Raw genomic sequence first — 11,273 nt, 5'->3', positions numbered from 1 at the left:
CCGTTTCCTTCGGGGGGATCTGGTCGCCGATCAACGACCGGAGCTGGGCGTGTACCCGGTCGAGGGGGTCGAGGTCGCGCGCCGCACGCGCGAGGACGAGGGCACCCTCGAACGCCGAGAGGGTGAACACCGCGAGGTCCTCGGCGCGTTGGGGGTCGATGCCGTCGGCGCGCATCCGCGCCGCGATCGCCTCGCGCCACCGCGCGAACGCTGCGGCGGCCCGGGCGAGCACCGGCGCCGACTGCTCGGGCTTGTCGGGATCACCGGCCTCGACGGCGACCGCCACCACAGGGCATCCAGCGCGAAAATCGCTGTGCTGCAACTGTTGCCGATAGCCGCGGAACAGTTCGTCGAGCGCGTCCAGGCAGGAGGGCGACGCGTCGAGCTTGGTGGTCATGTACTCGGCGGCGTAGTCGACGGCTTCGCAGAGCAACTGCGTGCGGCCGCCGGGGAAGTAGTGGTAGGCCGACCCGCGCGGGGCGCCGCTGTGGGCGAGCACGTCGGCGATCGCGGTGGAGTGGGCGCCGCGTTCCCGGATCAACAGCGCCGCGGAGACCACCATGCGTTCCCGAGGTCCGGACATCGAGGGTCGACTCCCTTCGTCGCTATGTATGCAACCCTACATAATCGGGAGGGAGGACGGAAGAGCGGCGTCGTAGGATCGCCGGGATGTCTCCGGATCCCGTCTCGGCGAACCGCCTTCGCGACCTGACGCTGCTGCGCCGCGTCCGCGACCGGATCGACCGGGACTACGCCCAGCCGTTGGACGTCGAAGCGCTCGCCCGCGGGGTGCACATGTCAGCGGGGCATCTGTCCCGGCAGTTCAAGCTGGCCTACGGCGAGTCGCCGTACTCGTACCTGATGACGCGGCGGATCGAGCGGGCGATGGCCCTGCTGCGGCGGGGTGATCTGTCGGTGACCGAAGTCTGCTTCGCCGTGGGCTGTTCGTCGCTGGGGACTTTCAGCACCCGGTTCACCGAACTGGTGGGCATGCCGCCGAGTGTCTACCGCGACCGTGCGGCTCATGCGGTGGCGGGCCTGCCGTCCTGCGTGGAGAAGAAGGTGACCAGACCGATCAGGAATCGAGAAGCACCGGGGACCGGCCTGCACCTAGCGTGAGGCTCGTGACGACAACCGAACTCACCATCGCCCAGACCTTCCTGCCGCACGTCGATCCCGAGGAATCGCTCGCGTTCTACCGCGACGCGCTCGGTTTCGAGGTCCGTCTCGACGTCGGACGCGGCACGATGCGCTGGATCACCGTCGGGCCGCCCGGACAGCCCGGCACCTCGATCGTGCTGCATCCGCCCGCCGCCGATCCCGGGGTGACCGACGAGGAGCGCGCGATGATCGCGGAGATGATGGCCAAGGGCACCTACGCGATCATCGTGCTGGCGACCCCCGACCTCGACGCCACGTTCGCCCGGCTGCAGAACCGGGCCGAGGTGGTCGCCGAACCGACCGAGCAGCCCTACGGGGTGCGTGACTGCGCGGTCCGCGACCCAGCGGGCACGATGATCCGCATCCAGGAACGACGCTGAGGAGACACCCCATGGCCGACCGCACGCCCGCCGAGATGATCGACGCGCGCATCCACGAACTCGGGGACTGGCGCGGGGACACCCTGGCCCGCATCCGCGAGCTGATCCACCGCGCCGACCCGGACGTCGTCGAGGAGTGGAAGTGGCGCGGGGTACCCGTCTGGTACCGCGACGGGATGATCTGCACCGGCGAGTCCTACAAGGACTACGTCAAGGTCACCTTCGCCAAGGGCGCCTCCCTCGACGACCCGGCGGGGCTGTTCAACGCGAGCCTCGACGGAAACACCCGGCGCGCCATCGACTTCCGCGAGGGCGACACCGTCGACGAGAAGGCGTTCACCGCGCTGATCGAAGCCGCGATCGCGCTCAACACCCGGTGATTTCGGCGTGTTCGGTCGCGCTCACCGCGACCGAACACGCCGAAATCGCTAGACCGTGGCGGCCTCGTTGAGTTCGACGAGGCGGCCCGTCGCCTCGAGGTACTCCTGCACCCAGCGCTCGATCACCGTGGCCGTCTTCTCCACCTTGGTGAACTGGCCGACGACCTGGCCGACGGGGTTGAAGGCGACGTCGACGGACTCGTTGGGGTACTTGTGCGTCGCGGCCACCGCCATGCCGGACACCATGTACTGCAACGGCATTCCGAGCGGCTTCGGGTTCTCCGGGTTCTCCCACGCCTCGGTCCAGTCGTTCTTGAGCATCCGGGCCGGCTTGCCCGTGAACGACCGGCTCCGCACGGTGTCGCGGCTGGTGGCCTTCGCGTAGGCGGCGTGCTGTACCGCAGTGTGCTCGGATTCCTCGACCATCACCCACTGCGAGCCGGTCCACGCGCCCTGGGCGCCCAGCGCGAGCGCGGCCGCGATCTGCTGACCGCTGCCGATGCCGCCGGCCGCCAGCACGGGGATCGGCGCGACCTCCTTGACCACCTGGGGCCACAGCACGATCGAGCCGATGTCACCGCAGTGCCCGCCGGCCTCGCCGCCCTGGGCGATGATGATGTCCACGCCCGCGTCGGCGTGCTTGCGCGCCTGGTACGGCGACCCGCACAGCGCCGCGACCACCCGGCCCTGCTCGTGGATGTGGGCGATCATGTCGGCCGGCGGCGTGCCCAGCGCGTTGGCGATCATCGTCACCTTGGGATGCTGCAGCGCCACCTCGACCTGCGGGGTGGCGGTGGCCTCGGTCCAGCCGAGCAGCTGCAGGGCGTCGTCGTCGCTGTGCTCGACGGGCACGCCGTGCTCGGAGAGGATCTTCTTGGCGAACTCGATGTGCTCCTGGGGCACCAGGTCGTTGAGGGTCTTCTTCAGCACCTCGGGGTCCATGTCGGCCGCGTCCATGCCCTCGTACTTGTTGGGGATCACGATGTCGACGCCGTAGGGGTGGTCGCCGATGTGCTCGTCGATCCAGTTCAGTTCGATCTCGAGCTGTTCGGGGGTGAAGCCGACCGCGCCCAGCACACCGAACCCGCCGGCCTTGCTCACCGCGACCACCACGTCACGGCAGTGGGTGAACGCGAAGATGGGGAATTCGATGCCGAGTTGGTCGCACAGGGGAGTATGCATAGTTCGCTCCTGGTGGGCTCATGGGCCGGAAAAGTCGAAAATTGGAACGTGTTCTACTTTAGTACACCACGGAGTCCGTCGTGGCTGCCCTTGCCGGGAGTCGTCACCCGCAGCACGGGCCAGTTCTGCACCGCGGCCATGGCGGCCAGCTCGCGGCGCGGGTTGACCGGCCGCGGATACCCGACCAGCGTCATCAGCGCGATGTCCTCGTTGCCGTCGGCATAGAAGTAGCTGTCGGCCAGGTCGATGGCGCGGCCCCCGCAGAACGCCTGGACCGCGTCGGCCTTGCGCGCCCCCCAGATGACCGGTCGGACGATCCGGCCGGTGACCCGTCCTGCCTCGTCGACCTCGAAGTGGTTGCACAGCACGTGGCCGATCTCGAGGAAGCGCGCCACCGGCTCGGCGTGGATCGTCAGCGCCGACGAACACATCACGACGGTGTGGCCGCGGCGCTGGTGTGCCAGCACCACCTCGTGCATGGCGGGAAACAGCCGCGACCGCACCCGCTCCCGGAACAGCCGCTCGCCGACGTCGTCGAGGTCGGCCAGGGATTCGCCCCGCAGATACCCGGCGGCGCGCTCGAGGAGCTTGGCGAAGTTGACCCGGCCGAAGCGGTACCGCATCGCCGCCTCGATGACGCCGGTCACCTCGCCGATGCGGGCCTGCCGGCGCCGGATGCGGTCCCCGGCGTGGGCGGTCGCGGTGAAGCCGTCGACCAGCGTGCCGTCCAGATCGAAGAACGCGCCGATGCCGGGTCCGGGCGGGCTCGCCTCGATCGCGGTGAGCAGGTCCACCAGGTGTGGGGGCGCTGCGGTCACGGTCTCCTCATGTCCGGGCTGCGGCTGTGTTCACGGGGGCTCTCGACTCGCCATGCTACGGGCGTCGGCGGCACTCCTGGTTTAATCTGTGCCGGTCGCCGCAGACGGCCACGGTAGTTTGGTCTTGCCGGGTTCAGGATGCAGCCTGCGCGAGAGGCATGAGTCTGTGCTCTTGCACAATGCGTGGAGCGGCCTGACATGGAAGGTGAACCTTGGACGAGCAAGCAGCCGAAGGCATAACCGCCTCCTCGGGGGCGTCGAACTGTGTCGTCGCCGAAACCTGGGTCGACGGCGTGGCCATCGTGGCGGTGTCCGGCGTCGTCGACATGCTCACCTCGCCCCAGCTGGAGACCGCGATCGACGCGGCACTCGAGCAGAAGCCCTCCGGCATCGTGATCGATTTCACCGACGTCGAGTTCCTCGCCTCCGCCGGGATGGGCGTGCTGGTGGCCGCCCACGACAAAGCGGGCTCTGACGTGGCGTTCAGTGTGGTCGCCGACGGTCCGGCCACCAGCCGACCGCTCAAGTTGGTCGGGATCACCGAGATCGTCAGCCTCTATCCCAGCCTGGACGAAGCCCTTGCGGCACGCGACACGTAGGAAAGTCGCGTAGAAACGTGCGTCTTCGGGTAGCCACCGACTGCCATGATCGATTCCATGCCGCCGGCTGAGGTAGCCAACGCTGAACGTTTCGAGCGATTCGGACTAGACGCCGACGCCGGAACGGTCGCGATGGCGCGCCGTGAATTCGCCGACTGGCTCAAGCGTTTCTTCGATCTCGACGAGGTGCGCTGCAGCGACCTGGTGCTGGCGATCAACGAGGGGCTGGCCAACGCCGCGGAGTTCGCCTACGTCTCGGCCGAGCAGCCCGGCACCATCGACATCTGCGCGGTCCACGACCCGCGGGCCCAGACGCTCACCGTGGACATCACCGACCGCGGAACCTGGCGGACGCCGCAGACCGACCCGGCACCGCGGACCCGTGGCCGCGGCATCCCGCTGATGGAGACGCTGTCGGACCAGGCGATCATCGAGCCGTCGTCCGCCGGCACCCGGGTGCGCCTGGAGTGGCACGGCGTCACCCGGCGCTGACGCCCCGGTAGGTGCCCCTGCCGGTGACCAGAGGCAGATCCAGCGTCGTCCGGATCCCCGCCTGCGCGGCGACCACGTCGGGGACGGCGTTGACGATGCGCCCCGCCGCCGCCAGTATCGCCGCGTAGTTGTGGTCGCCGTTGCGGCTCGTCGGGCAGATGTCCATCACATAGGACGGTTCGCCGGTGATCTCCACCCGGTAGGAGCCGCCCTCCTGCGCCGGTTGCGCCCAGTCGGGCCGCAGATCACCGCGCAGCCGCGTGATGTGCTCCACGACGATGGCCGGCTCCCCGCCGACCACGCCCTCGATCTGGAAGCGCACCGCCGCGACCGTGCCCTTCTTGATCGTCCCGACGGCCACGTCGAAATCTTCGGGGGCGGGTTCCTGTTCGACCATGTCCCTGATCTCGTCGAGCTCCACGCCCATCCCGGCGGCGAGCTGGCGGACGGCGACGCCCCACGCCGCGCTGAGCACACCGGGTTGGTACAGGAACGGCAGATCGCCGATCTCGTTACCGAACCCCATCACGTCGAACATGACGGTGGCGCCGTCGTAGGTCGCGTAGTCGGCGATCTCCATGGTGCGGATCTGGCTGATGCTCTGGCAGGTGCCCGCCAGCGCCAGGGGGAGCAGATCGGTGACGAACCCGGGGTCCACGCCGGTGATGAACACGCTGGCGTCGCCCTGCCGGGCGGCGGTCTCGACGCGGTCGATCGTGCGCTCGCCGACGACGCCCCACGGGTACTCGAGGAAGCCCGGTGACGACCCGACGACGTTGATGCCGGCTTCCAGGAACGCCCGCACGTCGGCCAGCGCCTCCTTGGGCCGGATGTCGCCCATCGCGCAGTAGACGACGCAGTCCGGCGCGGCGGCGATGATCTCGTCCAGGTCGCCGACGGCGGTCACGCCGGTCGTGACGTCGAGGCGCGCGAGCTCCCCGGCGTCGCTGCCCACCTTGTCCTCCGAGGACACCCACACCCCGGTCAGCTCGAAGCGCGGATCCTCGATGAGTTGACGCAGCGTCAGACTGCCGCAGTTGCCGGTGCCGATCTGCGCCACACGAATAGCCATGGCGGCCAGTATGCGTGCTGCCCCGGCAAATTGGAACAAGTTCTAGTTGCGCCGCGGGGGTGCGGTAGCCTGTCGCCCCATGGGACGCGTGGACGGAAAAGTGGCACTCATCAGTGGCGGCGCGCAGGGGATGGGCGCCGAAGACGCCCGGGCGCTGATCGCCGAGGGCGCCAAGGTCGTGATCGGCGACATCCTCGACGAGAAGGGCCAGGCGCTGGCCGACGAGATCAACGCCGAGACACCGGACTCCATCCGCTACGTCCATCTGGACGTCACCCAGGCCGACGAGTGGGACGCCGCCGTGGCCACCGCCCTCGACGCGTTCGGCACGCTGAACGTCCTGGTGAACAACGCCGGCACGGTCGCGCTCGGCAAGATCGGTGAATTCGACATGGCCAAGTGGCAGAAGGTCATCGACGTCAATCTCACCGGCACGTTCCTCGGTATGCAGGCCTCCGTCGAGGCGATGAAGGCCGCAGGAGGCGGGTCGATCATCAACATCTCGTCCATCGAGGGCCTGCGCGGCGCGGTGATGGTGCACCCGTACGTGGCGTCGAAGTGGGCGGTGCGCGGGCTGACCAAGTCGGCGGCCCTCGAACTGGGCGCCCACAACATCCGCGTCAACTCGGTGCACCCGGGCTTCATCCGCACCCCGATGACCAAATTCTTCCCTGACGACATGCTGCGGATTCCCCTCGGCCGGCCCGGCCAACCCGACGAGGTGGCGACTTTCGTGGTGTTCTTGGCCAGTGACGAATCCCGGTACGCGACAGGCGCCGAATTCGTCATGGACGGCGGCCTGGTCAACGACGTCCCGCACAAGTAGGGGCTGCCGCCGCACCGCCCACGGGACTCGGGGCACCTGCCATCGCCGCTGACAGCCGGGGCAGCGGCGGTGTGCGCGCCGCGCTGACCCTCGTCGTGATCGCCGCACTGATCGCGGTGCTCGGCGTCGCCGACGTCCCCGACGTCGCGCGCCCCACGCCGGCACCGACGCGCGTCGAACTGGCCGAGGGCTGGCGGCTGATCTCCGCGCGCGTCGCCGGCGAGGACGGCGCGGCGGTGTCGGCGCCGGACGCCTCCGATGCGGGCTGGCATCCCATCAAGCGAATGCCCGCCACCGTGTTGCAGGCACTGCAGGCCGACGGCAGCTATCCCGATCTCTACGTCGGCACCAATCTGCGCGACGAGGTGCCCCAGGACCTCTACACGCAGGACTGGTGGTACCGCACGACTTTCGACGCGCCGCGTGGTCACTCCACCTACCTGCTCGAGTTCCCCGGCATCAACTACCGCGCCGAGGTCTGGCTCAACGGGCACCGCATCGCCGATGCGTCCCGGGTGGTCGGGATGCATGTCGGACACGAGATCGACGCGACACCGTGGATCCATCGCGGCGGGCCGAATGTGCTCGCGGTCAAGGTGACACCCGAGCAGGCGCTGCAGGACGTCGACGGCGTCGAACTCGCCGACAGCTGGTACGACTGGATCAACTGGCGCTACCTCGGCTACCGGGCCCCGCCCGGCGCCCGACCGGTGAACAACTCCTTCGTCGCCGACCGCAATGCGGGCATCTGGAAACCGGTGTACCTGCGCATGTCGCAGGACGTCGCACTCGGCGTCTCCTCGGTGAACTCGGATCTGCCGCTGCCGCAGACGGATTCGGCCCGCCTGACCGTCTACGCGAGTGTCCGCAACTACGCCGCGACGGCCGTGCGCGGCGTGCTGCGCGTGACGATCAGCCGGGCGGGGAAACCCGACATCGTCGTGGAGCGGCGGGTGAGTCTGGCGCCGGGAGAAGAGCGCGAGGTCGCGTTCGATCCAGCCGACCACCCGCAGCTGTCCGTCGACCACCCGGACCTGTGGTGGCCCTACACGATGGGCGACCCCGCGCTCTACGACCTGCGCACCGAGTTCCGCCGGTTCGGCCGGGACTCCGATGAACGCCTGCAGCGCTTCGGGATCCGGGAGGTGTCCCAGCACCGCGACGACGACACCAGCCATCCCGAACTGGGTGCCGGCGGCAACTTCTATCTCACCGTCAACGGGCGTGATCTCGCGATCCGCGGCGCGGCGTACGCACCGGACCTGCTCTATGCCGACGATCCGGCGCGCGATGCCGCCACGCTGCGCTATGTCAAGGATCTCGGCCTGAACATGCTCCGGCTGGAGGGCAAGTTCCCCGGCGAACGACTGGTGGACATGGCCGACGAACTGGGCATCCCGCTGATGCTGGGCTGGATGTGCTGCAACCAGTGGGAGAAGTGGTCGCAGTGGGACACCGAGGACCAGCGGGTGGCCCAGGACAGCCTGGCGTCGGTGATCACCCTGTTGCGTTCGCACGCTTCGGCTTTCGTGTGGGCCAACGGCAGCGACGGCACCCCGCCGCCGGACCTGCTCGCCGACTACCGGCGCATCCTCGAGTCGCTGCACTGGCCGGGTGCGGTGGTCGACACGGTGTCCAGCTTCGCCAGAGACGCCGACGGTCAGGTGCTGTGGGACGGCATCCACATGGCCGGCCCGTACAGCTGGCGTCCGCCGAGTTACTGGTTCGCCGGCCGGTACGGGGCCGCGCGCGGCGCGAACGCCGAGCAGGGCGACAACGAACACATCCCGCCGATGGCCAGCCTGCGCCGGTTCATCCCGCCCGACAAACTGTGGCCCATCAACGACACGTGGTACTTCCACGCCGGCGCCAACACCAGCAATGCCGCGCTGACGACGATCCGGCGCGCCATCGACCGGCGCTACGGTCCGTCCACGAGCGCCGAGATGTTCACCACCAAAGCCCAACTGGCGCACTATGAATCGACTCGGGCGCAGTTCGAAGCGTTCGCCGCGGGCGGGTGGGACACGCACAAGATGACCGTCTACTGGATGCTCAACAACCACTGGCCGTCGTTCTTCGGCCACCTCTTCGACTACTACCTGCGTCCCGGCGGCGCCTACTTCGGCGCCAAGAAGGGGCTGCGGCCACTGTCGGCGGTGTTCGACGCCTACGCCGCCGGCGACCACAGCCGTGCCGCGATCACGGTCGTCAACCAGACCCCGGCCGAGCAGCGCGGCCTCACGGTGCGGGTGCGGGTCTACGACCTGCAGGGCCGCGTCCGCGAGGACCGCACCAGCGCCCCGGTCGATGTCGCCGCGGGCGGCCACACCGCGGCGCTGTCACTTCCGCGCGTGGCCCGGGACTCGCCGGTGTTCTTCGTCCGCCTGGATCTGCGCGACGCCGCCGGCGCGCTGGTCACCGAGAACACCTACTGGCAGTCCCAGCGCCGCGACGACGTCGGCGACCCGGGCAACGACCAGGCCTTCGAGCTGCGGCCGGCCTCCTGGGCGGACATGACCGCGCTCAACTCGATGCCGCGCGGCCGGCTCGAGGTCACCGCCGACCGCACCGCCGACGGCGTGGTGATCCGGCTGCACAACCCGGGGCGCGGGGTGGCGTTCTTCGCCCGGGCCGAACTGCTGGCGGACCCTGACGCCGACGAACTGCTGCCGGTCACCTACAGCGACAACTACGTCACCGTCTTCGGCGGCGACACCGTGGAGATCCGCGGTGCGCCGCTGGCCGCCGGCGCGACCGCGAATTGGGTGCGGGTCAGCGGGTACAACACCGCGCCCGTCGTCGTCCCGGTCCGGTAGCCGCCGCACCGGTGCGTAGTGTCGGGAACCGTGAGCGCACGGGCAGGAATCGTGGTGACGGGGACCGAGGTCCTCACCGGGCGGGTCGCCGATCGCAACGGCCCGTATCTCGCCGACCGCCTTCTCGAACTGGGCGTGGAGCTCTCCCACATCACGCTGTGCGGGGACCGGCCCGCCGACATCGAGGCCCAGTTGCGGTTCCTCGCCGACCAGGACCTCGACCTCATCATCACCAGCGGCGGCCTGGGCCCCACCGCCGACGACATGACCGTCGAGGTCGTCGCCCGGTTCTGCGGGCGGGAGCTGGTGCTCGACCCGGGGCTGGAAGCCACCATCGGCGACATCGTCACCCGGTTGATGGCCCGCTTTCCCGGGGTGGACGCCGAGGCGGTGCTCGCCGCCAACCGCAAGCAGGCGCTGATCCCGGCCGGCGCGGTCATCCTCGACCCGGTCGGCACCGCGCCGGGCGTCGTCGTCGAGGGACACCCGACCGTCGTCGTGCTACCCGGACCGCCACGCGAACTGCAACCCATGTGGCAGGCGGCCGTGGCCACCGACGCCGTGCAGGCCGCGATCGCGGGACGCACGCAGTACCGGCAGGAGACCGTGCGGATGTTCGGGCTGCCCGAATCCGGTCTGGCCGAGACGCTGCGCGACGCCGAGGGGACCGTGCCGGGCTTCGACCGGCTCGAGATCACCACCTGCCTGCGCCGCGGCGAACTCGAGATCGTCACCCGGTTCGAACCGCAGGACGAGGCCGCGTACACCGCGCTGCTCGAGGCGCTGCGCGACCGGCACGCCCGCGAGATCTTCTCCACCGACGGCGCCCTGATCGACGACCAGATCGCCGAGCTGCTGCGGGGCCGCCGGATCGCCACCGCGGAATCGTGCACGGCGGGCCTGCTCGCGGCGCGGCTCACCGAGCGGCCCGGCTCCTCGGCCTACGTGGCCGGCGGGGTGGTGGCCTACGCGAACGCCGCCAAGACCGACCTGCTCGGTGTCGACGCCACGCTGATCGACGCGCACGGCGCGGTGTCCGAGCCGGTCGCCGAGGCGATGGCCCGCGGCGCCCTGAGCCGCTTCGGCGCGGACACCGCGATCGCGATCACCGGCGTCGCCGGACCCGGCGGCGGCACAGAGGGCAAACCGGTCGGCACCGTGTGCTTCTCCGTCGCGCTGGCCGACGGTGAACCCGTCACCCGGACGACGACGCTGCCCGGCAACCGCTCCGATGTGCGCGAGCGCTCCACGACGGTCGCGATGCATCTGCTGCGCCGGGCGCTGACCGGGCACGGCTAGGGTGTGGGGCATGGTTGACACCGACGAGCGGCAGGCGTTCTCGGCGCTCGCCGAGCAGACCGGCTGGACGCACCGCGCCGCCGAGCGCAACGACTACTTCGCGAAGGGCACCGTCCGAGTGCACGTGGTGTGGCAGGGCGACAGCGCGATCAGCGGCGGCACCCTGTTCCACGACGACCTGCTGCAGTCCTACAGCCGGGAACTGCCGACGGTGCAGGCCTGGCTGCGCCGATGATCACCGCCTG

General features: G+C 69.7%; 12 protein-coding genes and 1 pseudogene. 9 read left to right on the top strand and 4 right to left on the bottom strand.

All coding sequences use genetic code 11. The features are described from left to right. Window positions 1–55 precede the first annotated feature (55 nt). Window positions 56–397 (bottom strand): annotated as a pseudogene (locus MCHLDSM_RS40435) (LmrA/YxaF family transcription factor); the annotation flags it as partial. A gap of 272 nt (window positions 398–669) precedes the next feature. Here MCHLDSM_RS40435 and MCHLDSM_RS16670 point away from each other — a divergent pair. The 3 genes from MCHLDSM_RS16670 to MCHLDSM_RS16660 are packed head-to-tail and all read left to right on the top strand — an operon-like array spanning window position 670 to window position 1,921. Further along, window positions 670–1,119 (top strand): helix-turn-helix transcriptional regulator, encoded by a 450-nt coding sequence (locus MCHLDSM_RS16670; RefSeq protein WP_048471067.1) that lies wholly within the window; start codon window positions 670–672, stop codon window positions 1,117–1,119. Between the two features lie 5 nt (window positions 1,120–1,124). Continuing rightward, complete coding sequence (locus tag MCHLDSM_RS16665; protein WP_048471183.1) at window positions 1,125–1,541, top strand: VOC family protein; 417 nt, start codon at window positions 1,125–1,127, stop codon at window positions 1,539–1,541. Between the two features lie 11 nt (window positions 1,542–1,552). Beyond that, window positions 1,553–1,921, top strand: coding sequence for a DUF1801 domain-containing protein (locus MCHLDSM_RS16660; RefSeq protein WP_048471066.1), 369 nt, complete (start codon window positions 1,553–1,555; stop codon window positions 1,919–1,921). 48 nt (window positions 1,922–1,969) lie between these two features. Here the strand turns inward: MCHLDSM_RS16660 and MCHLDSM_RS16655 are convergent, their stop codons facing one another. Then, complete coding sequence (locus MCHLDSM_RS16655) at window positions 1,970–3,103, bottom strand: nitronate monooxygenase (RefSeq protein WP_048471065.1); 1,134 nt, start codon at window positions 3,101–3,103, stop codon at window positions 1,970–1,972. A gap of 53 nt (window positions 3,104–3,156) precedes the next feature. Continuing rightward, on the bottom strand, window positions 3,157–3,921 hold the full coding sequence (locus tag MCHLDSM_RS16650) for an HAD family hydrolase (protein WP_048471064.1): 765 nt from the start codon (window positions 3,919–3,921) through the stop codon (window positions 3,157–3,159). Between the two features lie 212 nt (window positions 3,922–4,133). Between MCHLDSM_RS16650 and MCHLDSM_RS16645 the strand changes: the two genes are divergently transcribed. Both MCHLDSM_RS16645 and MCHLDSM_RS16640 read left to right on the top strand, forming a co-directional pair. Further along, complete coding sequence (locus MCHLDSM_RS16645; protein WP_082162074.1) at window positions 4,134–4,520, top strand: STAS domain-containing protein; 387 nt, start codon at window positions 4,134–4,136, stop codon at window positions 4,518–4,520. Window positions 4,521–4,565: 45 nt separating this feature from the next. After that, window positions 4,566–5,012, top strand: coding sequence for an ATP-binding protein (locus tag MCHLDSM_RS16640; protein WP_048471063.1), 447 nt, complete (start codon window positions 4,566–4,568; stop codon window positions 5,010–5,012). Here the strand turns inward: MCHLDSM_RS16640 and MCHLDSM_RS16635 are convergent. Further along, entirely contained in the window at window positions 4,999–6,084 is a 1,086-nt protein-coding gene (locus MCHLDSM_RS16635) for an NAD(P)H-dependent amine dehydrogenase family protein (protein WP_048471062.1), read from the bottom strand. The two genes, MCHLDSM_RS16640 and MCHLDSM_RS16635, sit on opposite strands and share 14 nt — an antisense overlap. Before the next feature lie 79 nt (window positions 6,085–6,163). On the opposite strand from MCHLDSM_RS16635, the gene MCHLDSM_RS16630 reads away from it, so the two are divergent. The 4 genes from MCHLDSM_RS16630 to MCHLDSM_RS16615 all read left to right on the top strand — a co-directional run bounded on the left by MCHLDSM_RS16630 (window position 6,164) and on the right by MCHLDSM_RS16615 (window position 11,263). Continuing rightward, window positions 6,164–6,910 (top strand): glucose 1-dehydrogenase, encoded by a 747-nt coding sequence (locus MCHLDSM_RS16630; RefSeq protein WP_048417369.1) that lies wholly within the window; start codon window positions 6,164–6,166, stop codon window positions 6,908–6,910. Window positions 6,911–6,981: 71 nt separating this feature from the next. Beyond that, a complete protein-coding gene (locus MCHLDSM_RS16625) occupies window positions 6,982–9,729 on the top strand; it encodes a glycoside hydrolase family 2 protein (RefSeq protein WP_234714021.1) in 2,748 nt (915 codons plus the stop codon). A gap of 30 nt (window positions 9,730–9,759) precedes the next feature. After that, window positions 9,760–11,028, top strand: a complete 1,269-nt coding sequence (locus MCHLDSM_RS16620) for a competence/damage-inducible protein A (protein WP_048471181.1) — start codon at window positions 9,760–9,762, stop codon at window positions 11,026–11,028. Between the two features lie 10 nt (window positions 11,029–11,038). Further along, on the top strand, window positions 11,039–11,263 hold the full coding sequence (locus MCHLDSM_RS16615) for a hypothetical protein (RefSeq protein ID WP_048471180.1): 225 nt from the start codon (window positions 11,039–11,041) through the stop codon (window positions 11,261–11,263). The last annotated feature ends 10 nt before the right edge of the window (window positions 11,264–11,273 follow it).

The organism is Mycolicibacterium chlorophenolicum (genome assembly GCF_001044235.1).
Taxonomy (GTDB): Bacteria; Actinomycetota; Actinomycetes; order Mycobacteriales; family Mycobacteriaceae; genus Mycobacterium; species Mycobacterium chlorophenolicum.
The sequence above is the reverse complement of the archived record's forward strand: the minus strand, read 5'-3'. Positions and strand labels throughout refer to the sequence as shown.